Raw genomic sequence first — 25,071 nt, 5'->3', positions numbered from 1 at the left:
AAAGATACTATTAATTTGTTATGCCAATCAACCTGAATGAAAAATAAATTGCAGTTTTGATTAAATTTTTCCCAGTAAATAAAATTTTCTTCTGTAAACAGGCTTATTGAAAGGCCAGCCAAAAGGTGCCTAGCGAGAGTATAAAGTAAAACGAAGAAAATACCCATACCAAAGTGGTTTTGTGTCTGGAAAAATACCAGGCAAAAAGAGGCAAAACCTGAAGTGAATGCAGTCCCACAAAATGGGAAATTCTCAGGTCTCCATATTTTTTGGCCCAATTTAGAAAAAAGATTCCTTCCTGACCATCAGGTGCGCCTACGGTATGACTCATTTGTCCTACCATGACAAAACCCTCCAAACTGGCAATGACAAAAATCAACATGCCCAATTGTATTCCAAGTTTATAGCCTAGTGGAAGGGAGCTCACTTTTCTAAATAGCAACAAAGCCCAGAATACCATCATGGTATTGATTACAATCGCAATGCCCATGGTATTGAACAGAAACAAGTTCAACGAAGAAGAGATATTATAATGGGATGTTTCTCCCCTCAAAGACTGGGTGCCAATGATTAAAAGCTCTAGTGCCAACATAATGATGATAACCCAGGAAATGAATTTCACCCTTTTTGCCTGTGGCAAATAAGCCAATAGCCAAGCCATCGTCCAAGAAAAAACACCGATGGAAATGGCAAATTTCATCGGCTTGATCCACACATTCAACCCCAATACTTGCCTTTGATCAATCAGCGAGAGGATCAGAAAAATCAAAACCCACACAAAATTTATCAAGCCAAACCAAGCCAAAGACCTGTTACGCCGGAATATTTTGTGAAGGGCCCACATGGCTAGTATGGATTTTGGAGAATGGTTTGTGTCTTGATACCTCTGATGATAAAGTAGGTCAGTAGTCCTACCGGACCCAGCATAAAGGTCAGTAAAAGACAAGGAAGAAGCATCCACCTGTTGATATCATTTTTCCATCCATCCTTGGCAATCCACATGCCCACAAAAAGATCAAAGGCCAAGTAATGAATCCAACCCGCCAAAAGTGCTTGGTCAGATCCAAACAAAGCACGCACTTCTGCCAAACTATTGAAACCACCTTCTTCTGTTCCGCTCATTCCCTGAATGATAAAATTGAGGTAAGTCAATGCCAAAATCAACAATACCCCTGAGAACAAAAAGGTGTATACCCAATTTTGTGAATAAAAAATAAAGAGCAGTATCCATGAAATAAGTGCAATACTGCTGACGATAGAGAAGACTGTTTCTAGTGGCATGGGTTGAGTTTTGTTCGTAGAAATTTACTGAATTATCCTTAAAAAGTATATAGGCACTATGGAAAGATTAGATCTCTCTCTTCACTCCTACCAAAGGCAGGCAGGAGAGATCTATTTACGGACTCTCTACAGACAACTACCCTTGACCTTGGTGAGTTATGTAAGCAATGATCAGATCTCTCGTTTCACTCCTACCAAAGGCAGGCAGGCGAGATGACAAGGCAAAGTTTTTATTACTCTTGAACTGACTTAGTGAATGACACCCTTGCTAATTTTGCAGAATGAAAACTTAAAATGACCTCACCTTGTCATCTCGACGCAGGAGAGATCTATTTACGGACTCTCTACAGACAACTACCCTTGACCTTGGTGAGTTATGTAAGCAATGAACAGATCTCTCGTTTCACTCCTACCAAAGGCAGGCAGGCGAGATGACAGGCAAAGTTTTTATTAGTCTTGAACTGACTTAGCGAATGAAACCCTTGTTAATTTTGCAGAATGAAAACTTAAAATGACCTCACCTTGTCATCTCGACGCAGGAGAGATCTGTTCATAGATCTAAATTTTAAGAATAGTGCATTTTTCATTGTAAATGGCTAAATTTCTATAAGACTATTAAACCATTTTTTTATGAAAAGACACGAATATTTTGTCTACATCCTGACGAATTTTGCTAAAACAGTCCTTTATGTAGGAATGACAAATAACCTATCCAAAAGGTTAGCAGAGCACAATGAAAAACTGAATCCTGAAAGCTTTACTTCAAAATACAATTGTTGCCATTTGGTTCATTGGGAGTCTTATCAATATGTTAGAGAAGCCATTGCCCGTGAAAAGGAAATCAAAAAATGGAGAAGGTCAAAAAAGGAAGCATTAATAGCAGAGTATAACCCAGGTTGGAAGTTTTTGAATGAAGAGGTTTTGGGGAATTAGCCTATGTTTGGGAAAGGTACCTTTTTCTATTTTTTAGAATGAAACCTCTGTTTATTATTCAGGATTAGGGCTTAGGACGGCCTCGCCTTGTCATCTTGATCCCGTACAATTGCCGGGAAGAGATCTATTTTAAGACTCTTCACTGACAACTGCCCTTTATCGAGGATAAAGATCGAGGAAGACTCGGGTTTTCAAGCATAAGGCCTAGGTCAGATCTCTCGCTTCACTCCTACCAAAGGCAGGCAGGCAGGCGAGATGACAAGGCAAAGTTTTTTTTATTCTTGAACTGACATAGTAAAAAAAACCGTTGTTAATTTTTCAAAATGAGAACTTATTATAACTTCTCCTTGTCATCTCGACGCAGGAGAGATCTAAATAAGGACTCCCCAAAAGACAAAACCCTTGACTCTGGTGAGTTATGTAAGCAAAAGTCAAATCCCTCTCTTCACTCCTACCAAAGGCAGGCAAGCGAGAAGACAAGGGGAAGGTTTTATTACTCTTGATCAGGATTTAGCTTTACAAGCTTTTTTACCAAACCTTACTTCCTCTTCATCTTCGCAATATAAAATCCGTCAAAGCCACTTTCCTGCGCCAATACTTTTTGATCTTCTAGCAACTCAAATTCCTGACCTTTTTCTGAGGCTAGAAACTTGGACACTTGATCTTGATTTTCTTTGGGCAGAATACTGCAGGTAGCATAGACCAACAAGCCTCCCGGCTTGACCATTGAGGCATAATCCTGAATGATCTCTTGTTGCATGACTTGTACTTTCTCTATGGATTCAGGACTTAACTTCCACTTGGTATCGGGATTTCTTTTGAGTACTCCCAAACCAGAACAAGGCACGTCCAGCAATACCCGATCTGCCGAGTCTTTTAGTCTTTTGATGGTCTTATTACCTTCGATTAAGCGGGTTTCTATGATGCTTACCCCATTTCTTCTTGCCCTTAGCTTGGTATTGGTCAGTTTCCATGCTTCTACATCCATGGAAAGGATGCGACCTTTGTTTTCCATCAGGGCAGCAAGGTGTAAGGATTTTCCGCCTGCACCTGCACATGCATCAATGACACGCATACCAGGCTCGACCTCCAATGCCGCAGCGACAAGTTGTGAAGAAGCATCCTGTATTTCATACATCCCCTCTTTGAATGCTGGGTTTTTGAAAATATTTTGCCTTTCAGCCAATACAAGGGCATCCTTATAGCCTTTAGGAGCATAAGTGTCTACTCCGTCGGCAGCAAGTCTGTTCATCAAGTCTTCTCTGCTAGTTTTCAAGGTGTTTACCCTGAGCACCACCGAGGCTGTTTGGTTGAGGGTATCGATTTCCCTGTCCCATTTTTCTCCCAGTTGGCTGGCACCCATTTCATCCAACCAATCCGGAATGGACTGCAATACTGACCTTTGCTGTATTTTGTTGAGTTTGGATTTGACCTCACTTGGATCGAGTCCCTTAAATTCCCTCCAATCAGGCAGCTTATTTCCCTGTAGCAACCAATAGGTGCCGAAGCGGTGATAATGGTCCTTGGAAGGGCTTACTGCTTCGATCAAGCGCCACCACCTGACCATTTCATAGACGGACTCAGCCACAAAACCCCTGTCTCTTGCACCCCATTTTGGGTTGGATCTCAAGGTTTTTTCTATGACCTTATCGGCATACCTGTTATTGTTGAAAATCTCATCTATGGCCGACACGACCCCTCTTACTGTATTTGGAAAAAGCTTCATGCCCCAAAGATAGTGAATACTTTGGGCAACTTTTCCTTCGACATACAGGTGTATACTGTTACAATCTTTTATATTTTTGATTATGGGACAGAAAAAATGCCCCCATTGCGGGGAATGGTCAAAGTGGACCACCAATATGAATGACATTTGTGAACATTGCGGAAAAACATTGGGGGGAAGGGATTTGGAGTATCACGAAAAAAGGGAAGAAGATATTCAGACAAACAAAGAGAATTGGATTTTTCATATCAAAGAGCATGATGGCCCTTGGATGAGAGGCTTGAAAACGGCAGGTAACCTATTCTATACCATCTACATGGCTATTTTGACTTTCTTTGCTTGGCTAATTGCTATTTTGCCAGGCTGATGACTGTACTCAAAAACCCGTATTTTATTATTGCCTTTACCCTATTTTGGATCAATCAGTTTGTGGAAAAGGTATTGGGTATTTTTGTTCCTTTTGTGCACGCTTATTTGGATGACCTGATGGCTATGCCTGTGGTATTGGGCTTAACCCTTCAGATATACCGTTGGATTCACCCTTTGAAAAATCGCTTTATCTTTACCAAAGTACAAGTGGCAGTGGCATGGGTTTATTTTTCATTTCTCTTTGAATACCTCCTACCCAAATGGTCGGAGACTTATACAGCGGATATTTGGGATATAGTATGTTATGCTATCGGATCTGTGGCTTTTTATTTATTGATCAATAAAAGAAACTAAATTTGTATCCTGAAAAGTAAAAAATGCGCAGCAGAGAAATTTTTAAATCCTATTCGGATAAACTTACGCCTCTTTATGGGAAAAATGAAGCTGAGTCCCTCAGTCAATGGTTGATGGAAGATTTCCTTGGGGTGAAAAGGAAAGACCTATTGGAAAACAGCGAGGTTGTGAGTATTCCTTCTGCAATGGAACAGGCGCTGGATTCACTCTTGGCCGGTAAACCTATTCAATACATCACTGGAAAAGCTCCGTTTTATGGTAGGGAATTTATGGTCGATGGTTCTGTTCTCATTCCAAGAAATGAAACAGAGGAATTGGTTCATCTCATTATCAAAGAAAATAAAAGACCCTCTTTGCGCATTTTGGATATTGGAACGGGATCTGGCTGTATTCCCATTACACTTCAATTGGAAATACTGGGCTCAAAAATCTATGGTGTAGACATCAGTGAAGCAGCGCTCGGAGTAGCACAAAAAAACGCAGAATTGCTAAATGCTCAAGTAACTTTTCACCAATTGAATATCTTGGAGGAAGAGATTCCATTCAGCGATTTGGATATTGTGGTGAGTAATCCGCCTTATGTCAGACATTCGGAAAAATCGCAAATGCACAAAAATGTCTTGGATCACGAACCTCATTTGGCACTTTTTGTATACGATGAGGACCCACTGATTTTTTACAGAGTGATTGCCGAAAAAGCAAAAAATGCCCTCAAACCAGGTGGCAAGCTCTATTTTGAAATCAATGAAGCTTTTGGCAGTCAGACCAAAAAGTTAGTAGAAGACCAAGGTTTTAAGCAAGTAGAACTAGTGAAAGACCTCAATGGTAGGGAGAGGATTATTTCAGCTTTCTTATAAAATCACTTTTCAGAGAATATGAGGGTTAGACTGGTTTGTTCATTTTAACTTCATCTCGGTGTTATTTATTTGTATCAGAACTTAAAATTAACACCCATGAGAAATTTACTATTGATTACCGCAATGCTAGTGTGGACTGTGTCATTACAGGCCCAGACTGAAGAAAATGCTAACCCCGTAGCCCCTGTCAATGCGCAAATCAATGAAAACGCATCAAAGGGTCAGGAAATCAGGAACCTTGCCACTACTACTGAAGGAGGAAAAGAGAAAGGGATGAGTATTTCCAGCGCTGCTAGGAGAAGCAGTCTTACAAATGAAAGGGCTCAGTTAGGTGCTGAAAATGCTGAGGCACGAAGGTCAGAAATGGGAGCAAGCAATTCAGAAAGAGGTAGAGAAAGAGCTGCAATGGGAGCATCGAACGCAGAAAGAGGAAGAGGAATCGCCAATCAGGCTAGGCCAAATTCTCAAGTGAGACCTGAAATTCCGTCTCATGCAAGGCCTAATGTAAACATTCCCCCTGCAAGACCGAATGTACCTGCAGGTAGGCCAAATACGCCAGCTCCAAACAGGCCCACTCCTCCAGCTGGAAGACCTGCCGGTTTGCCGGGTGGTGGTGGAATGTAATAACCATCTGATTTTAAAAGACTGCCAAATATTTTTTGCAGTCTTTTTTTTACTTTTTACCTCAAATCTAGGGTAATCATTCAATCCCCTATCAGGTTTACTGTTGGTTGAGCATCTCGCCTATCCAAAAGATTTCTTTGCCTTTAAATTCAACAATTCCCTCAGGCAGGTCGATCATGGTGGCATATTTGACTTCAGTGATTGAAGCGCCTTCCGTCGTAATTACTTCCAAAAGTGTTCCTTCTGGAGCGTGAAGTTGTATTGATGTTTCCGGAAACCATTTTTTGAACTTACCTGATTTGACCGGGTAATAGCGCATCTGACCGTCTATGATTACAATGTCCAAGAAATTCAACTTCTCTTGAAGTTCAAAAACATGTAGGTGATCATAACCGATAATGTTCACTGCCGAATGTTTGGTTGCCACAAGGTACTGTAAGGCTTCTTCCAAAAACGCACCATCTTTTACTCCCAAAAATTTCACAGGATACTGTTCTTCCAAAAGTCTGTAGTTGTTTTTTTGGAAGTCCATTTCTGCCAAAATCAAGTCCAATTTGATCCCCCAAGAAATAACTGCAAAGACCTCATCCTGAGCTACCATCACAGTCGGTACCCACTCCAGCAAAGGAGCAATACTATCATAGCTGACGTCTTTGGTGTCTAAAATCAGCAATGCGGGTTCCTGTTGTTCTTTGACAAAATGGTGCGAAGACATGGTTTCTTTTAAAGCTTTAAATTAAGAATTCCATAGATTGGAAAAGAAGGTTTGCGCATTTTTATAGGCAAGTTTTTCCAATTGTGATTGGTTAAGTTTTTCTGAAAGGGTTTCCAAAACAGAGGGATATTTGCTGGCATTTTCTACGATAGGGAAATAGAAGGGAAAGCGTGATTTGTCAGGAAAATTTTTGGTATAGAAATAATCAGCTCCAAAGCACATTTGGTCCTCGGCACCATTTTCGAATCCATACAGTAAATGTTCAAACACCCTTTCAGGTTTCTCATTATCCAAAAATGCCCTAAGGAAATTGATCCCGATAAGACCTTTTCTCCTCACAATTTCTTGGCTAAATTCATCTGTCAGGTTTCGTTTGTGGTTCCATACACTGCGGAAATTGCTATGGCTGGCAATCACCGGAATATCAAGCTTAGCGGTATCAATATGGTTGAGAATTCCCTCCGCCAATAGGTCCGATGTATGGGAAAGGTCAATGGCTATTTTTTTACCAGACATATAGTCCAAAAGTCTTTTTCCGTCATCCTTAAGGCCAATGCCTTCAGTATAGTTTCCACCTCCGAAGCGATTTTCGGTATGGTGGGTAAGTGAAATATAGGCCAATCTTCCTGTCAACTGAATCAAACTGTCCAATTGTTGAAAAGCAGCTTTGATGGATACTTTTTCTTCAGCCAATCCAGCAGCATTTTCGACGGCAGCCACCAAGCCTGTTTTTTCAGAAGATGCTATGTTTTCTATAAAGTCTCCATCAACAGGACTCACTTCTTTTTCAAATTGCATCAATACTTCCCTATACTTGTTAGCTTGTTGAGTGGCTAGGGCCATACTTCCTGAACGCACGTCTGTATAAATGGCACAAACCTGCATCCTGACATTTCCTTGCTTCAATAAAGGTATGGCGCAGGCAATGTCTTCAGAGTTGTCTGCAGAAGCATTAGGAACCACTGCCAAATATGAAAGTAAGTCGCAATGCGTGTCGATGATAGGAATATTCATGGAAAATGGGAATTTTGAACTCAAATTTGACAGTTTTTTTAATACTTTTAAAGCTTATTGGTGTTTACCTTTTAATAAACCAAACCTCATTAGCTATGCCAGTGGCAAAACCGATCAATTTTCAGAAATGGATTGAAGATAACAGACACCTTCTCAAGCCGCCAATCGGCAATCAGGTGATGTATAAGGGAAATGATGACTTTATTGTGATGGTAGTCGGTGGACCCAATTCCCGTAAAGATTTTCACTACAATGAGGGGGAAGAGTTTTTTTATCAAGTGGAAGGCGAAATCACCCTAAAAATCGTGGAGGAAGGTGAAGTAAAGGATATCAAAATAGGACCCGGTGAAATGTTCTTGTTGCCAGCGGGAGTTCCACATTCACCAAGGAGGCCGGCAAATACCATCGGGTTGGTGATGGAAAGATACCGTAAAGAAGGCGAGAAAGACGGGTTTATTTGGCATTGCGAAAATTGTGGGAATAAGCTTTACGAAGAATTCCATGAAGTGACAGATATCGTCAATCAGCTGCCACCTATTATGGAGCGATTTTGGAGCAATCCGTCGAACACCAAATGTGATCAGTGCGGGACGGTGATGGAGAAAGGTTGAACGGAGAAGCGAGAGATTAGATACGAGATGCCAAGGGCGAGAAACAAGCCCCGATAGGGGTAGATATGAGATAAAAGAGTCAAGAAATAAGAATCAATACACAAGACGGAGGTTTAGCGACAGTTTTGAAACACGCAATCTATTAAGGATTTTAGTTTCAGCTTAAAGATAAAATCAGCATCACCTTGTCATCTCGAGGATTTAAATTTGGCTTTGATAGAAAGGAAATTACATCATTACGGCGTCATCCTGAAGGAGGTACGACTGAAGGATCTCCAAGCTTGAAAGAAAGAGACCCCTCCTCCGTCAGGGTGACGCAACCTTGAAATTTGTCATTGGTAACGTAGTGAAAGCCTGTCCCGTCGTATTGCGGGAAATCTCCTAACGTTTAGGCTAGGAGAACTTCTCCCGTATAGCTATCGGGATCATGGTGACGTACCAAACAAATCTGTCATTGGTAGTCTTTAGGACCTTAGTGCCTTCGGGTCTTTATGGCAAAAAAACAGGCGTGACCAAAAATCAAAATTCCAGCACTCCACTCTCCCTACCCTTGTACAAAATCAGGCTTTTGGGTCGTTTTTCCACGTAGAAATTGATGATGTTTTGCTGGCCTTCAAAGTTGGACAATAAGACTTCATTCTGGATTTTTACCTTTTGGGGTTTGGCGACATTTTTCACCTCCAAATAAAACCATGCCGCCTCCTCTTCGATTTCATAACCGAGATATTGGGGGTTTACCTTTTGGCCATTGATGATGATTTCGTTTTTTGACAAAAGGTAAGACTTGGCCATTTCTTCCAAGGCTTCGGTATCTGTAGGGTTTAGAAAATCCACTTTTACTCCATGTATTTCAGCAAGCGCCACTTCCAGGTCATCCCAAAAAATCTTTTGGGCGATTTCCAGACTCTTTGCTTCAGGATTGTACCTGATTTCTGTAAGACTGATATAGAATGGATGGAAAAAAACCTTCCATCCCAAATACAGCATTAAAATGTAATTCAATTGCATGTGGAAAGGTATATTTTATTTTCTTTGCAAATTAGACAATATAGGACCATACCGAAAAATTTATTTCGGTATTAAATGATTTAGGGTGACATGGGACAGTTTCAACTGTATTTTCAATTAGGGATTCAGCATATATTAGATTTAGCGGGTTTTGACCACATTTTGTTTGTTGTAGCACTTTGTGCTTTGTATGTCCTCAGAGATTGGAAAAAAATCATTATCCTGGTTACGGCATTTACAATCGGACATTCTATCACCTTGGCTTTGGCTACGCTTCAGTTGGTAAAAGTGAATGCTGACCTCATTGAATTTCTGATTCCGGTGACCATAGTCATCACTGCAATGAGTAATATTATCAAACCCAAACCAAGTACTGGGAGAGGAATTCAAGTCAACTATTTCTTTGCCCTATTCTTCGGACTTATCCATGGATTGGGTTTTTCCAATTACCTACGCTCTCTTTTGGGTAAAGAAGCATCAATTTTCCAGCCTCTTTTGGCTTTTAACTTAGGTTTGGAGGTTGGACAGCTGGTAATTGTGGCTATATTTATGGTTGCCTCAAGTATCTTAATTGGAATAGCTGGAATAAACAGAAAAGATTGGACTTTGGTGATTTCTTCCATCGTCCTGGGCATGGCATTTATGATGATGCTAGAGTCTAAATATTGGTAAATTAAACTTTAACCCTGCAGGTGGTGATAAAACCATTTGCTTTTTAATTGAATAAACACCCCTATGAAACATCTATTTACTGCATTTGCGTTGTTATTGGGTCTGTTAATAACAGCTCCGGTATCAGCCCAATGGACTGAACAGAACCATGCCGAGAGGTTCGAACAGCTCGGGCCCATGCTTAGGTCTCCAAATGTGTACAGGACCGCTTCCGGTGCTCCTGGACATATGTACTGGCAACAAAAGGCTGACCACGAAATCGAGGTTGAGCTGAATGACGAAAACCAGTCTATCAAAGGATGGCAAAAAGTCACTTATTTCAACAATTCTCCCGATGAATTGAAATACCTCTGGATTCAGCTTGATCAAAATGAAAGAGCAGCTGATTCCAACACGCCTAAAATTGCTGAAAGCCGTATCAACCCCAGAATGAACCTCAGACAATTGGAAAGCATACTTTGGCATGACCAGGATTTGGGTTTCAAAATCCTTTCAGTTAAAGATCTCTCTGGAAATGATATTCCTGTCACCATTGTGAAAACGATGATGAGAGTTGACCTGCCTGAAGCACTTAAGCCAGGAGAGCAAACCGAATTTACCGTAGACTGGACCTTCAATGTACACGATAGAATGAGTTTTATCGGTGGCCGTCCGGGTTATGAGTATTTTGAAAAAGATGGAAACTACCTGTACACGATGGCAGAGTGGTTCCCTAGAATGGCTGTTTATTCTGACTTTGAAGGCTGGCAGCACAAAGAGTTTGTAGGCCGAGGAGAATTTGCCTTGACTTTTGGAGACTATAAAGTAAAAATCACTGTACCAGCTGACCATATGGTAGGTTCAACAGGTGTGCTTCAAAATGCTGATGAGGTTCTTAGCGCTACCGAGATGGACAGGTGGAACAAAGCAAAAACAACTTTTGACAAACCGGTAATCATCAGGACTCAAGCGGAAGCTGAAAGATTGGAAAAGCAAAAAGCCAAAGACAAGAAAACTTGGGTTTTTCATGCTGAAAATGTTAGAGATTTCGCATGGACTTCTTCAAGAAAGTTCATCTGGGATGCAATGGCAGTCAAACAAGGCGGTAACAATGTCATGGCGATGTCTTATTATGCCAAAGAAGCGAACCCACTTTGGGAGCAGTATTCTACCAGAGCAGTAGCCCATACCATCAAATCTTACTCAGCACGTACTTTTGACTATCCTTACCCAGTGGCCATTTCTGTAGAAGCTACAAATGGTATGGAATACCCAATGATCTGCTTCAACTATGGCAGACCTGATGAAGATGGTACTTACTCTGACGCGATCAAATACGGTATGATCTCAGTAATTATCCATGAGGTCGGACACAACTTCTTCCCGATGATTGTCAATTCTGACGAAAGACAGTGGTCTTGGATGGATGAAGGGCTGAATACCTTCATGCAATACTTAGCCGAACAAGAGTGGGATAGAGATTACCCTTCAAGAAGAGGAGCAGCACACAAAATTGTACCTTACATGGCTAGTGAAAGACACCTGCTTGAGCCAATTATGACCAATTCAGAAAACATCATTCAGTTTGGTCCAAACGCTTACGCAAAACCTGCCACTGCACTGAACATTCTAAGAGAAACAATTATGGGCAGAGAGCTTTTTGACTTTGCCTTCAAAGAGTACGCATTAAGATGGATGTTTAAGCATCCAACACCAGAGGATTTCTTCAGGACTATGGAAGATGCTTCAGGTGTTGACCTGGATTGGTTCTGGAGGGGTTGGTTCTTCGGTACAGATCCTGTAGATATCTCCATTGAAAATGTAAGCTGGTACAAATTGGACAACAGGACTCCTGCTCAGAAAAAGGCTGACCTTCAAAAAGAAGCTGAAAGAGAAGCCTATCATATCAGTCAAGACTACAACAAAGAGGACATTCCGCAAACAGTAGTGGAGGCAGATCCGGCAGCTAGGGATTTTTACAATTCCTACAACCCTTTCTCAGTGACTCCGGAAGACGAAAAAGCGTATAAGGATTTTATGGACAGGTTGTCACAAAAAGAAAAAGACTTGTTGAATTCAGGTTTGAACTTCTACGAAATGACTTTCAGGAACCATGGTGGATTGGTGATGCCATTGATCATACAGTTCAATTATACAGATGGTACTTCTGAGGTTGAAAGAATTCCAGCCGAAATCTGGAGATTGAATGAGTGGGAAGTAACCAAGGTCTTTGCCAAGAAAAAAGAAGTGAAAAATATCGTGTTGGATCCATACAGGGAAACAGCAGATATCGATGAGTCAAACAATTTCTGGCCAAGACAATTTACCCCAAGCAGATTTGAATTATTCAAAAGTGCTGGTGGTGTAAGGGGAGCCTCCATGGGAGACAATCCTATGAAGAGAGCCAGAAAGAGATAAATTGTATTTTATTTAAAGTAAAATCCCCTGCCTAATTTTTATTAGACAGGGGATTTTTTTTTAAATTGATTTATCCTTCAAAAAAATCAAGATATCCCCATGTCCAAAACGATACATTTCTTTGCATTTGCCTTATTGTTGGTGTGCCTAGGCTGTCAGAATGAAACGAAAAACAAATTTGAACCCGAAGTGATTATATACGGCGGGACTTCTGCGGCTATTACAGCAGCAATTCAAGCCAAAAAAATGGGCAAAAGAGTCGTGGTCGTTTCTCCTGAAATTCACCTTGGTGGGCTTTCTTCAGGTGGACTGGGATTTACTGACACTGGCGATAAAACAGTGATCGGTGGATTGGCAAGGGAGTTCTACCATCGGGTTTATATGCATTATCAGGATAATGATTCCTGGAAATGGCAGAATAAAGAAGATTATGGAAATGTTGGCCAGGGAACTCCTGCTATTGATGGAGATGCCCGGACCATGTGGATTTTTGAACCGCATGTGGCTGAAAAGGTTTTTGAGGATTTTGTTCAAGAATACGACATCGAAGTATATAGAAATGAGTGGCTCGATAGGGAAAATGGGGTGAAAATGGAAAACGGCAGAATCAAGTCTATCACAACCATTTCAGGGAAAGTTTTCGAAGGAAAAATGTTTATTGATGCTACTTATGAGGGAGACCTTATGGCAGCTGCAGGCGTGAGTTACCATGTGGGAAGAGAGTCTAATGATACTTATGGTGAAACTTGGAATGGTGTACAGTTTGGGGTTTACCAGCATGGTCATTATTTCCATAAGCCGATCAGTCCTTATGTAGTAGAAGACGATCCTTCAAGTGGGCTCTTGCCAGAGATTTCAGCCGAGGCATTGGCTGAAAATGGGACTGGAGACGATAAAGTTCAAGCTTACAATTTCAGGATGTGTTTCAGTAAGCACCCTGACAACAGGATACCTTTTCCAAAACCGGATGGTTATGACGCCAAACGTTATGAATTGTTGGCAAGAGTATATGCCTCAGGATGGGATGAAACTTTTGACAAATTTGACCCGATTCCCAACCTCAAAACCGATACGAATAACCATGGCCCATTCAGTACTGATTACATAGGAAAAAACTATGCTTATCCGGAAGCCAGTTATGAGGAGCGAAAAGTCATAATCGAGGATCACGTGGATTATCAAAAAGGCCTTTTGTATTACCTTGCCAATGACCCCAAAGTGCCCGAAAAAATCAGAAAAGAAATGGCTCAATGGGGATTGGCCAAAGATGAGTTTGTGGACAATGACAACTGGCCTCATCAGATTTATGTCAGGGAGGCAAGAAGAATGGTAGGTGATTATGTAATGACAGAACACGATGTATTGGGTGCCAAGGATGTTCCACAACCAATCGGTATGGGATCCTATTCACTCGATTCACATAATGTGCAGCGCATTGTGACCTCGGAAGGATTTGTCCAAAATGAAGGAGACATTGGTGTAAAACCCAAAGAACCCTACGGAATCTCTTATGGTACTATCATTCCCAAAAAAGAAGAATGTGAAAACCTACTGGTAGCTGTCTGTGTGTCCAGTTCTCATACAGCCTTTGGATCAATCCGCATGGAGCCTGTTTTTATGATTTTGGGCCAATCAGCTGCTACTGCTGCCTCTTTGGCTATAGAGCAAAACCTAGCGGTACAGGACCTTTCTTATGAACGAATCAGGGAAAGGTTGAAAAAAGACGGACAGATACTGGTTTTGGAGGGCAAGTTATAAGACCAACCACAACCTACATCATTTCAAATCTAAAATCAACCCCCATTTTGATCACTATTCACCAATAACTATAAACTCCTTTTATCATCCTTTCTTCCTACATTCTAATTTTCCACTATTTAACCTGTCTTGCTTTTCGCCTCTAATCTCTCGTTTCCCGCATCTCGTCTTTGTCTTGCATCTTGTTTCTAATTTCCTCCCCCCGCATCAAAAGTAAACTGCCCATAAACTGGTTCTTTGTATTTAGAAAGTCCTTCAAGAACTACATTGACATGGGTATAGCCTTCATTTAAAGGAAAGGAAACTTTTATTTTCCCATCCTGAAGAGAGCGCAATTGTGGGTTCCAGAATAAGGTAGACCTAAAGTCCACCGAGAAAAAACCATCGTCTTCTACCTCTGCCGGAGGGAGGTAAAATTCCCTCGGCGCCTGATACCCTTTGGTAAATAAGTAGTCATTCCCTTGACCCAATCTCGGATCATCTTCAAAATCAGTTGGAGGGTTGCCTGTTTTGGTCAGGATATTGATATAGGGCACACCACTCATCAACGCAGCTTTCCCTTGGGATTTGATCACGTCAACCCTTTCTACATCTATCATATTTAGACTCATGGCCATCAATACATCGGTGGGTTGACCATCAATTAAAATTGGGTTGCTATCATTTTGAGTCCTTCCGCTGGCATTTCCGGTAATCACCCCTCCCCTTATGATCACCCTCGGTGGATACTGAAAATCAAAAACATCTCCAATTACTTGTACTCCGGGAACCCTTCCCCTAAGGAATTGAATGACATTGGCATAAACAAAATCTTCCCGAGTGACTGGGAGGCTAGCGTCAGGACTATCTCCGTATAAAAGTGTGCGAAAATCATTTGGCTTACTCAGGTCTTTTGCTTCTACTGTAATTTCCTGTAGCATTACTTCCTGACCCAAGACAAACTGTTCCAGCATATTTCTTGCTTCTCCTACTTTGACCACATACTCAAAGTCAATATTATCTTTTTGATTTAAAGGAATTCCCGAAATCAATTTATCCGGCCTTGCTTTCACATCCCTGGGAATCAATTGCAATTCATTTTTTTTGCTGACCTTGGAAGAACCATCTTTCTCAAGATACACCTGTGTGAAAACAGACACAGAATCAAAGAAATCCAAATCCGTAAAGGTAAACCTGCCCTGAGCGTCGGTTTCCCCTTCCAAGATTTGCGGCAGGTCATAAAAGCTGTTGACCATGGCTGTCACTTTATGCGGCTCTGTGATGGACTTTCCGCCCAGTTGCACGGCTTGACCACTGAATTCCAAGCCTCTTTCAAATTCAGGGCCTTTGCGGTTCTCATCAGCCAGTTTTTCCCAGCGGAACCTCCTCCATCCCTGTGTCAAGAGCAAGTCATCGAGATGTGCTTCGGCTTTTTCATTTTCCAGGTCAAAATAGTAAGAAGGCTGTTCGACCAAACCTTTCAACTCGGAACTCAAGCGAAAATGTGAAAGTATGTTTGCCGCATAAGGCTCAGAGAAGACCTGCCCGGCATCGGTCACAGAAATTGAAAAGTCACCAGCTATCGGAGCCCCAAACTCATCGCTGACTACAATATCCAATTCTACCCATTCCTTTGGAGAATAGGTGTTTTTGTCGGATTCAAACTCCACCAGAGCCTGCGCATATGGGTGGAGGTAGACCAAGCGCTCTGCCACTGGAGGGCCATTTTTTTCCATGAGCGTGATTTGCGCAATTCCGGGAGGTATATCATCTTTTACGAACTGAACCTCTGCCTTTCCTTCTTGTAAGGCCACATTTTTCTCCCAGACGATTTTACCTGCGGAAATGGCCAGTAGCATCATTTCCTTTTCTGAATGGGCATTACTTTCAACCTCAATGACACCTGTTTCTTCCTCGCTCAGGACATCCACCCTCAGTACCGTTCCCCTCGGTTTTGCCGAAGGCAGGTTGACCTTTTTCCACTTGCTGCTTAGGGATTTGACATGTGCATGGTATTGTTGGTTTTTTTCAGGAGTAATATCAAAAGAGCCCATTCCCAAATGGTTGGACTCAAACTGGAATAGCGTGTCTTTTTCGTTCTGAATCAAATATCCATAAAACTCCTCTCCAAGTCCTTTGTCTCCTGTAGCCTTGAAACCAACTTTACTTTTCAAACCTTCGATAAGGTCGCCTCCCTCCGGAAGGAAACTGACTTCTAAAGTCCCTTCCAAATCGGTTCTGGGAATAAAGGCATCCGTGATTTCCCCAATCCAAAGATCTTTGGCGAAGAGGTATTTTTCGCCCGACACTTCACTTCTTTTGGTAAAAGCGATCAAGGAATAAATTCCGGGGTTCAAATCTCTGGGCAAGACCAAATCTCCCTGACCAGAACCTTTCTCCAATTTGATGACTATTTGTGCCTCAGGTTCACGCTTGATGTGGTTGTACAGGTTGACATAAAGGGGCACCGATGGTGTGGCGGCGGGTAATTCTTCACCGTTTTCAATTGTCCCATAGGCTTTGATCCAAATGGTGTCATTCAAAAAATAATGTGCTTTGTCCATATGGAGGTGGACTTTTTCATAAGGATTTGCTTCGCTGTACTGAATGACTTTTTCTTTTAGCATTGAAGAATAATCCTGAGCATGTAAAAGGCCGAATGAAAAAAAGAGGAGCAGGGAAAGAAGGAGTTTCGGATACATTTTTATCAAATTTATTTGTCTAAATCATAATCTATCGGCATCAGGTCGCCGATTTTTTCCCAAGCCATATAACCTTCTATAAAAAGGTCAAAGGGATGGAAATAGCTGCCGTTTTCAAAGAGTTGCACAGCATTGCCCAACATCCTGATGGTGGAGACCTGAAATTTGTTGGGTTCTGCGGCTTGAACATTTATTCCGGTCCATTGAAGTTGCTTATCATTCTCATACTTCCTTTTTGAAAAAGCCAGTTCCTCCGGTTCTTTTGAAAATACAATGTAAATAGGTTTGTCGTAAGTCAGGAAAGTCAACTCGTTTCTTGAAACCTCTATCAGGTCAGCTTCCGCGAGTTGATTTTCTGTAACAGTTTCAATTTGCTTGGGAAGGTCTCTGCGTCTGATTATGTTTTTAAGGCTATCCCGCACCAATGGATTCAGGCTTCTTCTCAGTTCTTCTGTTGCCATATCTGCTACTTCATCGCTCACCAAGTCAGGATGAGGAAGCATGTCGATGGCATACAATTCATAGCCTTCTTCTTCCAAATTTTTATTGTATAAGGACCGGACAAAATGTGCAATACTTCCTTGGAATGCGCGGTCTCTGTTGGTCTGCAGGCTGCGTTGCCTTCTTCGCGGTACATCTTCCTCAATAAAAAACGGGTAACCTGCATACCTTGAGATGCCACTTTCAAGATCCAATTCAAAACCTTCCAATACATATTGGATGGTATAGCCCAAATTGCGGTTTTCTATAAGCAATATTTCCCTAGACCTTGCTTGAAGTATACCTTCTTTGGTTTCAGTATCTAAAACCAGTACTTCAGGATTGAGGATTTTGCATCGCTCAGCATTGATGCTATTTCCCAAGAAGTTTTCTTTGAACACCTCAAGATTCCTGTACCAGGTCCGGTCTCTTTTGACTGCAACTTCTGTTTCTTCCAATTCAATAGGTTCGGGCAAGATCCTGAACTCATAGCTAGGCCTTAGGTTTTGTGTATTGAAGTCATATTTGAAAGTCTGATAGCCGATAAAGCTGATGATGAGTTCGTGGTTTCCAGCTGGAATAGTGATGGAAAACTGCCCATCCTCATCAGATATATCCCCAAAGGTAGAGTTGTTGATAAAAACGGTGGCAAACTCTACCGGCTCCATGGTCTCCGCATCAATTACCTTTCCCTGAATTACAAATTGGGAATAGGATTTTGTCGCAGGCAACAAAAACACTAGCAGGAATAAAAAATGAAAAAAGGCAAATGAAAAAAGGGGAAATATGGATTTCTTCATATTTTGTTTGGGGTATAGCATCCTTACGGAACAAAAATTCTTTAGTTTATCAAAATTGGCATAATTTCTTAAATTCTTTATTAATAATGACAAAAAAAAGGGCCGGTGAGGCCCTTTATGCATTTATAGTATTTTACGGTTATGGTTCTCCGCTATCATAGCATTAACCATATTTTAGAACCAATATCCAATATCAGTTAGTTTCGAATTGGCTAACAGGTTGGCGCATTATTTCAATACAGGCTCAAAACTTACTTTAATATCTGTTTTCATTGCTTGAAAAACCTGTCATGAAATTTAAATCGTGCATCTTTTTCTGCTTTTTCAGACTTGGTATCTACATCAATATTGATGATTTCAGGATTGCTGGCATCAGTTGCTTTTGGCCATTCAGGCAAGTTTTCCCCATTGGGATTTCCTGTTTTGACAAAATTGGTGAAGTAACCAAACATGGTGTTGGAAACCTTGTAATCCTCAGCTGTCCATTCGTAATCTTTCACCAAATGCAAGTTGCCCATGGCATATTCTATTTCCATGGCATGAGGTGCACCTATGGCTTTTGGAGCCGGTTCCGGATTTTCTGCTCTTACAGTACCTCCAGCAAATCCTGAAGTCAAGGATTTGTCAACCAATGGAGGTCTCAATTTGCCAAATAAATATCTATAAACCGGCTGCGCTGAATTTTTTCTGTGCAAGTCAAACCATTTCCAAGTACTGTATGAAATAAATCTGTCAGAAGCCAAGTCTGTAGCGGATTGGGCTACTTCATCAGCAGTGGCATGCGGATACAATTTCAGCACTTCTTCATGATCTTCCGGATAGGCTTCCTTTACTTTTTCAATGAAATTCTCTTTGGTGTATGGCTTGCCTTGCATAAAGGCCATTCCATTCATTTCTGCTGTGTTCCAACCCAAAAGAAGGGGAACCTGTGCTTGTTCCTTTGCTTCAAAAATTTCTGGAAGGTTCTTGTCCAGAAAGTGTCCATCCAACACCACAGGAAACCCAAAACGGCCAGATTCAGTATACATTTCAAAAATATCTTTGGTGGACATTTTCCTCAATTCAGCTAAACTTTTGACGCCTTTACCTTCCAAAAACTCTTTTCCTGTTTTTTCAGCTTCTTCCAGACTTACAGGAGCCAAGGTTGGATAAATTCCCGCACCACTTTCTCCAATAGCACCTGCGATCAGGTTCCTGGAAAGTGGGGATGCCATTTGGTAACTGACCGAGATAGATCCAGCTGATTCTCCGGCAATGGTGATTTTATCCGGATCTCCACCAAAAGCATCAATATTGTCTTTCACCCATTGCAATGCCATGGCCTGATCCAATAATCCATAATTTCCAGAGGCCTTGTATGGCGACTCAGCACTGAGTTCGGGATGGGATAAAAAACCAAAAATATTCAACCTGTGGTTGGCAGTGACTACGACCACACCTTCTTTGGCCATACTTTCACCATTGTATCTTGGTTCAGAAGCATCACCGGCCACAAAACCGCCTCCATAAATGTAAAACAAGACTGGCAGTCCTTTTTCACCTCTTTTGGCAGGTGTCCATACATTGAGGTAAAGACAATCTTCACTCAAGCCATCAGACCAGGAATTCATGTCGCCGAAAACATTGGCCTGAACCGGTCTTGGTCCAAATTTTTTGGTTTCCTTCACATTTTCCCAATTGTCCGCTGCCTGTGGTGCTTTCCACCTCAAATCTCCCACAGGAGGTTTGGCAAATGGAATCCCAAAATATTTTGCAATTCGGGAATCTACATCGTAATTTCCTTCGATGGTGCCATTGCTGATTGTGGCTTGGACAGGGAGATAATAGTTACCTGATTCTTGGGCAGCAACAGTGCCCGAGATCAATAACAATAAGCATAGGTTTAAGAGACTTTTGATTTTCATAGGTTATTGAGATCTATTGTTACATATTGAGACAATAATAATTGTTTGTTTCCAAAATTCCTATTTACTTAGGACTGAAATACCAATGACAGGTTTGTAGGAACCGTCACCATGATCCCGATAGCTATACGGGAGAAGGGTCTCCTAGTCTAAACGGTAGGAGATCGATCCTTCACCAACTGTCATTTCCTTTCTGTCAATGCCAAATTTATATACTCAACATTGCACATGTCTTTACCTACTACTTCAGATTTTCTCCCCCATATCGCATATGACTCTGTGATTTTCGGTTTTTCTAAAGGAAAATTGAAAATCCTCTTGATGGAATACCATGATACGGGTTGGTTTGCTCTTCCAGGTGGATTTGTAGGGAAAAATGAGGACCTGAATCATGCAGTGCAGAGAGGTTTGAAAGAAAGGACTGGATTGGAAAATATCTATCTCGATCAGTTTTATACTTTTGGGAACCTAGACCGTCATGATCCTGAAGTCATGAAGACCATACTTGCCGCTAATGGGTATTTGGTTAAAGACGATTTTTGGCTGTTGGATAGATTTCTTTCCATTGCCTATTATGCTTTGATTGATTATGAAAAAGTGACTTTACTTCCCGACTCCCTTTCTGATTCCATAGATTGGTATGATATAGATGCATTGCCGGATTTGATTTTGGACCACCGCAAAATTGTGGATAAAGCTTTGCAGACGCTTAGGGAAAATCTGGATAGAAAATTGATTGGCGGGAAACTATTGCCTGAAAGATTCACCATGAAAGAGCTTCAGCAAGTGTATGAGGCGATTTTAGGGGAAAAAATCAGGAGAAGTAGTTTTCAGAGAAAGATATTGGGATTGGAAATTCTGGAAAGGCATGAGAAACTTTTCACAGGGAAAAGCCACAAGGCTCCTTTCTTGTATAGTTTTAAAGAATAGTTTTTGATAAACTTAAACCTTCCAGGTTTTATCTCCCTTATTTCCACTGAAATGGACGAAGATTTACTTCCGTGTTTTTTTCCAAAAGCTTTTGCGCTATTGCCTCTCCCAAAGCAGCCGAATGTTTGAAACCATGTCCACTGCATGCAGAAGCTACCATTACTTCTGGAAAATCCGGTAGTTCATCCACCACGAAGTTGGCGTCATCTGTTACGGTATATATGCAGACTTTCGATTTGAGCACCTTTTTTTCAATTCCATTGAATCTGTCAATGATTTTTTGTTCCAAAAAGGCCCCTTGCTCGGATTGACTTACTTCTCGATTGAGTGTATCGGAGTGATTACTTTCTACAAAAGACTCAGAGGCCATTTTGACTGTTTGCCCATCAAGTGAAGGAAAACCATAAATAAAATCTTCCGCACTTGCACCAAAGCCCCACATATAAACAGGGGTTTTGCCCATTTCAAAACAGCCTTTTTCCGCAGGCAACCAATGCAATATTTGGCGGCAGATTTTGAATTGGCTTTTGTGAAAAGCAGGAAGAAAGTCCTTGATCCAAGGACCTGCACTCAAGAGTACCTTTCCAGCCTCAAAAGTGCCATGGTTGGTATGGATCAATACCCCTCCGGAATGAGGTTCAACTGCATGTACCTTGGTGTGGGTTTTGATAACAGCGTCGTTTCTTTCAGCCAAGGCCAATTGGGTTTTGATGGCAAGCTCGGGTTTGAGAAACCCTGCACTTGGTTCATAATATGCCCTTCCTGTTAGTTCCAAATTGAATTCCCCACAACGGCTTTTCACTTCTTTGCTATCGAGGATTTCATGCGGGATATTCCCTTCACGGGCAAACCTTACCGTTCGATCAAAAAAACCTTCCGAACCATGTTTGGACCAGGTATCAACTCCCGAATCAAAGAGCAAGTCCCCTGTGGTGTGCATGATTTTTTCACCCGAAATAGATTCCAATTCCTTCCAGATTTCATGGGACCTTTTTACCAAAGGCACAAAATCCATCCCCTCGCCTACGGCCAATCTGGTGATGCGGGTTTCCCCATGGGAGGACCCCATTTCATGTGGAGGCGAAAATTGGTCAATGCCCAGGATTCTTTTCCCGGATTTCGATAAATGCCAAAGGGCTGAGGAACCCAATGCCCCTAGCCCGATGACTGCTATATCGTAGATTTTGGACATATTATTGATAACTGATATAAGCTTCGCGAAATAGAATTGAAATATGCCTTCGGCGATATAAATTCTTAATTCGTGCCCAATTGATTAAAAGTAGCGTTTCCTAATATCTATCAATATCTAGTATCAATAAATATCAATTTTACTCCGTCCAATTCTTCCCAACATCCGAATATGGAATACATCCTTCATAAGGACCTGGAATAGGGTTATAAGCCAAATACTCCTTTCCGATTTTTTCAGAATGGAAATACCCGATCAAGGCCAATTCCTTCATCATCCTGTAAAATGGAAACTCCGTCGGTTCACCGAATGAAAATCCCCACATAGATCCGGGTAATGGACCTGATTTTTCCTCAAACTCACGGATCAATGCATCTTGTTTTTCTCCCTCCAGTTTGACGAAGTCTTTACCGTGTTGTTCCTTGGCCACATCGTTGAAACTGTCGATTCCCCCTGCAAATCCATTTTGGATTACTTCAGGGAATACATTTGCCAACATCCTATCAATAAACTGATCTACTCCAACGTCCAATGCTCCAGGGCTATCAGTAGCCGGCAATACCCTATCCACTATTTGAGAAAGGATCTGCGCTTGCTCTTTGTTCAGGACTTTGGGTGTCCAACCAAGACTTGCACCTGACTCGCAGGATTGCATCAGGGCCGCTACCGTAGAACCGGTTAAAGCGTACCCAAATATCATCGCGGTGCCTTTTAAGGCTTCTCTTCTGTTCATGGCTATAACTGTTAGATATTGTTACGGTTCATTTCCTTCATCGCAAAATCTACTGCCCTTGCGGTAAGGGCCATATAGGTAATGGATGGATTTTGAGTACCTGAAGAAGTCATGCATGCCCCGTCAGTGACAAATACATTTGGAACAGCATGAAGCTGATTGTTGCCGTTGAGCACTGAGCTTTTCGGGTCTTTCCCCATGCGGGCAGTACCCATTTCGTGTACACCAATACCAATTGCACCGCTATTGTCATAGGTATGCACATTTTTCAAACCTGCGGCTTCTAGCATTTCAGCTGCATCGGATTTGATAAATTCACGCATGGTCATTTCATTTTCCTTATACCCTGCATCAAAAACCATTTTTGGAATGCCAAACTCATCGGTTTCGTCTTTGCTGAGGTACATCTGATTGTCATGGTATGGCAATACCTCACCAAAACCTGTTATCCCGAAAGTCCAAGGCCCTGCCTGCATGAGGTTGTCCTTGAAATCAGCTCCAAATTCCTTCATATTAGCTCCTCTGCCAAAGTTGGCCCTGGAAGCAGAACCCTGATAGCCATAACCCCTGACGAATTCCTTCATTTTCGTCTGCTCATTGATATTTCTGAACCTTGGGATATAGATGCCATTGGGTCTTCGCCCTTTGTAATACACATCTTCAAAACCTTCAAAAGAGCCAGAAGCACCCAATCGGTAATGGTGGTCCATGATATTATGGCCCAATTCCCCTGAGTCATTTCCAATACCGTTTGGAAAACGGCTGGAAGTGGAGTTCAGCATGATCTGTGCAGTAGCCGGAGCAGAAGCGTTAAGGAAAATGATACGCGCATAGTACTCGATCATTTCTTTGCTTTCGCGATCTACTACCCTGACACCTTTTGCTTTACCTGATTCTTCATCGTAGATGACAGAGTGCACGACGGAATTTGGCCTGAGGGTAAAATTACCCGTCTTGGCTGCATCAGGCAGGGCGACGGATACAGAGCTATAATAGGCGCCATAAGGGCAACCACGGTGACAGCGGTTTCGGGACTGACAGGCACCACGTCCATTATGTTCACGGGTCAAGTTTGCTACCCGGCCAATGGTCATATTCCTGAAGGGGAATTTGGCTTCAATTTCCTTTTTGATGTGTTTCTCGAGGCAGTTCATTTCCATTGGAGGCAAAAATTGCCCGTCAGGCACATGGGACAAACCCATGGCTTCCCCGGAAACGCCTACATACCTTTCCACATAATCATACCATGGGGCCAGGTCCTTGTACCGGATAGGCCAGTCAATGGCGATACCTTCTTTGGCATTGGCTTCGAAATCCAGATCAGACCAGCGGTAGCACTGCCTTCCCCAGATCAGGGAACGCCCGCCGGTATTGTCAGCGCGGATCCAGTCAAATTGCTGTTTTTCTATATAAGGATCAGCTTTGTCGTTATGGTAAAAGTGTTTGTTGTCTTCATTGATAAATCCCGAGCGGGCCTGGACATAGTAGTCTTCCCTTTCTTGGTGGGTTAACCTTCCCTGATTTTCAAAATCCCAGGGATCTTTGCTCATGGTAGGGTAATCCTGGAGGTGTGTGACCAGTCGGCCACGTTCAAGGACCAGGGTTTTGAGGCCTTTTTCGCAGAGTTCTTTTGCTGCGAAGCCTCCGCTGATTCCCGAACCAACAACAATGGCATCGTAGGTGTTTTCAGCCATTGCTTTGATATTGAGGTTACTCATTTGTAGGGGGTTTAAGAGGTTAATCGTATTTATGAACCTCTTAATGTAATGAAAAAGGCAATTGGAAAAAAGGAGATTGTATGGATGGTCAATTGAGCGAAATAAAATGTGAATATATGTGAGGAAAATTTGAAGTATGATTTAAGAATTACAGGCTGAACGTTTTGTATTTTCTGTAGATTTGGATGATAGGCACATATAAAAAAATCAAAGTAAATTCGACCCCTTCAGGGTCGTAAATGGACAAAATTGATATCATCGTTTTCCACGGGTTTCACCCGCGGCTATTGATAGGTTTGACCCTTTCAGGGTCG

At 41.8% G+C, this 25,071-nt stretch carries 23 protein-coding genes; 11 read left to right on the top strand and 12 right to left on the bottom strand.

Features of this window, described 5'->3' with window-relative positions:
* Positions 1–103 precede the first annotated feature (103 nt).
* The gene (locus CLW00_RS04570) at positions 104–778 is read right to left on the bottom strand and encodes a hypothetical protein (protein WP_245917177.1); all 675 of its coding nucleotides are present in this window, start codon (positions 776–778) and stop codon (positions 104–106) included.
* 68 nt (positions 779–846) lie between these two features.
* On the bottom strand, positions 847–1,281 hold the full coding sequence (locus CLW00_RS04565) for an ABA4-like family protein (RefSeq protein WP_106132469.1): 435 nt from the start codon (positions 1,279–1,281) through the stop codon (positions 847–849).
* Positions 1,282–1,339: 58 nt separating this feature from the next.
* Between CLW00_RS04565 and CLW00_RS21335 the strand changes: the two genes are divergently transcribed.
* Entirely contained in the window at positions 1,340–1,498 is a 159-nt protein-coding gene (locus CLW00_RS21335) for a hypothetical protein (protein WP_170073170.1), read from the top strand.
* Positions 1,499–1,911: 413 nt separating this feature from the next.
* On the top strand, positions 1,912–2,214 hold the full coding sequence (locus CLW00_RS04560; RefSeq protein ID WP_106132468.1) for a GIY-YIG nuclease family protein: 303 nt from the start codon (positions 1,912–1,914) through the stop codon (positions 2,212–2,214).
* Positions 2,215–2,752: 538 nt separating this feature from the next.
* Here the strand turns inward: CLW00_RS04560 and CLW00_RS04555 are convergent.
* Positions 2,753–3,940 carry an RsmB/NOP family class I SAM-dependent RNA methyltransferase gene (locus CLW00_RS04555; RefSeq protein WP_106132467.1) on the bottom strand — a complete coding sequence of 396 codons (1,188 nt, stop codon included), beginning with the start codon at positions 3,938–3,940 and terminating at the stop codon, positions 2,753–2,755.
* Between the two features lie 82 nt (positions 3,941–4,022).
* On the opposite strand from CLW00_RS04555, the gene CLW00_RS04550 reads away from it, so the two are divergent.
* The 4 genes from CLW00_RS04550 to CLW00_RS04535 all read left to right on the top strand — a co-directional run bounded on the left by CLW00_RS04550 (position 4,023) and on the right by CLW00_RS04535 (position 6,144).
* A complete protein-coding gene (locus CLW00_RS04550; protein ID WP_106132466.1) occupies positions 4,023–4,307 on the top strand; it encodes a hypothetical protein in 285 nt (94 codons plus the stop codon).
* Positions 4,307–4,663, top strand: a complete 357-nt coding sequence (locus tag CLW00_RS04545) for a magnesium citrate secondary transporter (RefSeq protein WP_106132465.1) — start codon at positions 4,307–4,309, stop codon at positions 4,661–4,663. Before CLW00_RS04550 ends, CLW00_RS04545 begins: the two co-directional genes overlap by 1 nt.
* 23 nt (positions 4,664–4,686) lie before the next feature.
* A complete protein-coding gene (prmC, locus tag CLW00_RS04540) occupies positions 4,687–5,520 on the top strand; it encodes a peptide chain release factor N(5)-glutamine methyltransferase (RefSeq protein ID WP_106132464.1) in 834 nt (277 codons plus the stop codon).
* A gap of 96 nt (positions 5,521–5,616) precedes the next feature.
* Positions 5,617–6,144 (top strand): hypothetical protein, encoded by a 528-nt coding sequence (locus CLW00_RS04535; protein WP_106132463.1) that lies wholly within the window; start codon positions 5,617–5,619, stop codon positions 6,142–6,144.
* Positions 6,145–6,241: 97 nt separating this feature from the next.
* Here CLW00_RS04535 and CLW00_RS04530 read toward each other — a convergent pair whose 3' ends face one another.
* Both CLW00_RS04530 and CLW00_RS04525 read right to left on the bottom strand, forming a co-directional pair.
* Complete coding sequence (locus CLW00_RS04530) at positions 6,242–6,859, bottom strand: thiamine pyrophosphokinase (RefSeq protein WP_106132462.1); 618 nt, start codon at positions 6,857–6,859, stop codon at positions 6,242–6,244.
* 21 nt (positions 6,860–6,880) lie between these two features.
* A complete protein-coding gene (locus CLW00_RS04525; RefSeq protein WP_106132461.1) occupies positions 6,881–7,873 on the bottom strand; it encodes a dipeptidase in 993 nt (330 codons plus the stop codon).
* A gap of 95 nt (positions 7,874–7,968) precedes the next feature.
* Between CLW00_RS04525 and CLW00_RS04520 the strand changes: the two genes are divergently transcribed.
* The gene (locus CLW00_RS04520) at positions 7,969–8,484 is read left to right on the top strand and encodes a 3-hydroxyanthranilate 3,4-dioxygenase (protein ID WP_106132460.1); all 516 of its coding nucleotides are present in this window, start codon (positions 7,969–7,971) and stop codon (positions 8,482–8,484) included.
* Between the two features lie 519 nt (positions 8,485–9,003).
* Here the strand turns inward: CLW00_RS04520 and CLW00_RS04515 are convergent.
* Positions 9,004–9,492: a DUF6702 family protein gene (locus CLW00_RS04515; RefSeq protein WP_106132459.1), complete on the bottom strand. Its 489-nt coding sequence runs from the start codon at positions 9,490–9,492 to the stop codon at positions 9,004–9,006.
* Positions 9,493–9,582: 90 nt separating this feature from the next.
* Between CLW00_RS04515 and CLW00_RS04510 the strand changes: the two genes are divergently transcribed.
* The 3 genes from CLW00_RS04510 to CLW00_RS04500 all read left to right on the top strand — a co-directional run bounded on the left by CLW00_RS04510 (position 9,583) and on the right by CLW00_RS04500 (position 14,319).
* Positions 9,583–10,164 carry a HupE/UreJ family protein gene (locus tag CLW00_RS04510; RefSeq protein WP_106132458.1) on the top strand — a complete coding sequence of 194 codons (582 nt, stop codon included), beginning with the start codon at positions 9,583–9,585 and terminating at the stop codon, positions 10,162–10,164.
* Positions 10,165–10,227: 63 nt separating this feature from the next.
* Complete coding sequence (locus CLW00_RS04505) at positions 10,228–12,561, top strand: M1 family metallopeptidase (protein ID WP_106132457.1); 2,334 nt, start codon at positions 10,228–10,230, stop codon at positions 12,559–12,561.
* A gap of 99 nt (positions 12,562–12,660) precedes the next feature.
* A complete protein-coding gene (locus CLW00_RS04500) occupies positions 12,661–14,319 on the top strand; it encodes an FAD-dependent oxidoreductase (protein WP_106132456.1) in 1,659 nt (552 codons plus the stop codon).
* A gap of 188 nt (positions 14,320–14,507) precedes the next feature.
* On the opposite strand, the gene CLW00_RS04495 is transcribed toward CLW00_RS04500, so the two are convergent.
* From CLW00_RS04495 to CLW00_RS04485, 3 genes are all read right to left on the bottom strand, one after another.
* Positions 14,508–17,000, bottom strand: a complete 2,493-nt coding sequence (locus CLW00_RS04495) for a TonB-dependent receptor (RefSeq protein WP_106132455.1) — start codon at positions 16,998–17,000, stop codon at positions 14,508–14,510.
* A gap of 11 nt (positions 17,001–17,011) precedes the next feature.
* Entirely contained in the window at positions 17,012–18,280 is a 1,269-nt protein-coding gene (locus CLW00_RS04490) for a carboxypeptidase-like regulatory domain-containing protein (protein ID WP_170073169.1), read from the bottom strand.
* A gap of 269 nt (positions 18,281–18,549) precedes the next feature.
* Complete coding sequence (locus tag CLW00_RS04485; RefSeq protein ID WP_106132453.1) at positions 18,550–20,184, bottom strand: carboxylesterase/lipase family protein; 1,635 nt, start codon at positions 20,182–20,184, stop codon at positions 18,550–18,552.
* A 228-nt stretch (positions 20,185–20,412) separates the two neighbouring features.
* Between CLW00_RS04485 and CLW00_RS04480 the strand changes: the two genes are divergently transcribed.
* Entirely contained in the window at positions 20,413–21,114 is a 702-nt protein-coding gene (locus CLW00_RS04480) for an NUDIX hydrolase (protein WP_106132452.1), read from the top strand.
* A 37-nt stretch (positions 21,115–21,151) separates the two neighbouring features.
* Here CLW00_RS04480 and solA read toward each other — a convergent pair whose 3' ends face one another.
* The 3 genes from solA to CLW00_RS04465 form a co-directional block, all read right to left on the bottom strand.
* The gene (gene solA / locus CLW00_RS04475) at positions 21,152–22,306 is read right to left on the bottom strand and encodes an N-methyl-L-tryptophan oxidase (RefSeq protein WP_106132451.1); all 1,155 of its coding nucleotides are present in this window, start codon (positions 22,304–22,306) and stop codon (positions 21,152–21,154) included.
* Between the two features lie 139 nt (positions 22,307–22,445).
* Positions 22,446–23,039: a gluconate 2-dehydrogenase subunit 3 family protein gene (locus CLW00_RS04470; protein WP_106132450.1), complete on the bottom strand. Its 594-nt coding sequence runs from the start codon at positions 23,037–23,039 to the stop codon at positions 22,446–22,448.
* 11 nt (positions 23,040–23,050) lie between these two features.
* On the bottom strand, positions 23,051–24,757 hold the full coding sequence (locus CLW00_RS04465) for a GMC oxidoreductase (RefSeq protein ID WP_106132449.1): 1,707 nt from the start codon (positions 24,755–24,757) through the stop codon (positions 23,051–23,053).
* Between the last annotated feature and the right edge of the window lie 314 nt (positions 24,758–25,071).

The sequence above is a fragment of the Mongoliibacter ruber genome (genome assembly GCF_003003005.1).
Lineage (GTDB): Bacteria > Bacteroidota > Bacteroidia > Cytophagales > Cyclobacteriaceae > Mongoliibacter > Mongoliibacter ruber.
The sequence above is the reverse complement of the archived record's forward strand: the minus strand, read 5'-3'. Positions and strand labels throughout refer to the sequence as shown.

What these genes read in the sequence shown, in the direction of transcription:
- CLW00_RS04490 (WP_170073169.1), bottom strand. Translation starts at nt 18,280, where the DNA reads ATGAAGAAATCCATATTTCCCCTTTTTTCATTTGCCTTTTTTCATTTT.
- CLW00_RS04545 (WP_106132465.1), top strand. Translation starts at nt 4,307, where the DNA reads ATGACTGTACTCAAAAACCCGTATTTTATTATTGCCTTTACCCTATTT.
- CLW00_RS04555 (WP_106132467.1), bottom strand. Translation starts at nt 3,940, where the DNA reads ATGAAGCTTTTTCCAAATACAGTAAGAGGGGTCGTGTCGGCCATAGAT.
- CLW00_RS04510 (WP_106132458.1), top strand. Translation starts at nt 9,583, where the DNA reads ATGGGACAGTTTCAACTGTATTTTCAATTAGGGATTCAGCATATATTA.
- solA (WP_106132451.1), bottom strand. Translation starts at nt 22,306, where the DNA reads ATGTCCAAAATCTACGATATAGCAGTCATCGGGCTAGGGGCATTGGGT.
- CLW00_RS04480 (WP_106132452.1), top strand. Translation starts at nt 20,413, where the DNA reads ATGTCTTTACCTACTACTTCAGATTTTCTCCCCCATATCGCATATGAC.
- CLW00_RS04535 (WP_106132463.1), top strand. Translation starts at nt 5,617, where the DNA reads ATGAGAAATTTACTATTGATTACCGCAATGCTAGTGTGGACTGTGTCA.
- CLW00_RS04465 (WP_106132449.1), bottom strand. Translation starts at nt 24,757, where the DNA reads ATGAGTAACCTCAATATCAAAGCAATGGCTGAAAACACCTACGATGCC.
- prmC (WP_106132464.1), top strand. Translation starts at nt 4,687, where the DNA reads ATGCGCAGCAGAGAAATTTTTAAATCCTATTCGGATAAACTTACGCCT.
- CLW00_RS21335 (WP_170073170.1), top strand. Translation starts at nt 1,340, where the DNA reads ATGGAAAGATTAGATCTCTCTCTTCACTCCTACCAAAGGCAGGCAGGA.
- CLW00_RS04505 (WP_106132457.1), top strand. Translation starts at nt 10,228, where the DNA reads ATGAAACATCTATTTACTGCATTTGCGTTGTTATTGGGTCTGTTAATA.
- CLW00_RS04550 (WP_106132466.1), top strand. Translation starts at nt 4,023, where the DNA reads ATGGGACAGAAAAAATGCCCCCATTGCGGGGAATGGTCAAAGTGGACC.
- CLW00_RS04500 (WP_106132456.1), top strand. Translation starts at nt 12,661, where the DNA reads ATGTCCAAAACGATACATTTCTTTGCATTTGCCTTATTGTTGGTGTGC.
- CLW00_RS04520 (WP_106132460.1), top strand. Translation starts at nt 7,969, where the DNA reads ATGCCAGTGGCAAAACCGATCAATTTTCAGAAATGGATTGAAGATAAC.
- CLW00_RS04495 (WP_106132455.1), bottom strand. Translation starts at nt 17,000, where the DNA reads ATGTATCCGAAACTCCTTCTTTCCCTGCTCCTCTTTTTTTCATTCGGC.
- CLW00_RS04515 (WP_106132459.1), bottom strand. Translation starts at nt 9,492, where the DNA reads ATGCAATTGAATTACATTTTAATGCTGTATTTGGGATGGAAGGTTTTT.
- CLW00_RS04560 (WP_106132468.1), top strand. Translation starts at nt 1,912, where the DNA reads ATGAAAAGACACGAATATTTTGTCTACATCCTGACGAATTTTGCTAAA.
- CLW00_RS04525 (WP_106132461.1), bottom strand. Translation starts at nt 7,873, where the DNA reads ATGAATATTCCTATCATCGACACGCATTGCGACTTACTTTCATATTTG.
- CLW00_RS04565 (WP_106132469.1), bottom strand. Translation starts at nt 1,281, where the DNA reads ATGCCACTAGAAACAGTCTTCTCTATCGTCAGCAGTATTGCACTTATT.
- CLW00_RS04485 (WP_106132453.1), bottom strand. Translation starts at nt 20,184, where the DNA reads ATGAAAATCAAAAGTCTCTTAAACCTATGCTTATTGTTATTGATCTCG.
- CLW00_RS04530 (WP_106132462.1), bottom strand. Translation starts at nt 6,859, where the DNA reads ATGTCTTCGCACCATTTTGTCAAAGAACAACAGGAACCCGCATTGCTG.
- CLW00_RS04470 (WP_106132450.1), bottom strand. Translation starts at nt 23,039, where the DNA reads ATGAACAGAAGAGAAGCCTTAAAAGGCACCGCGATGATATTTGGGTAC.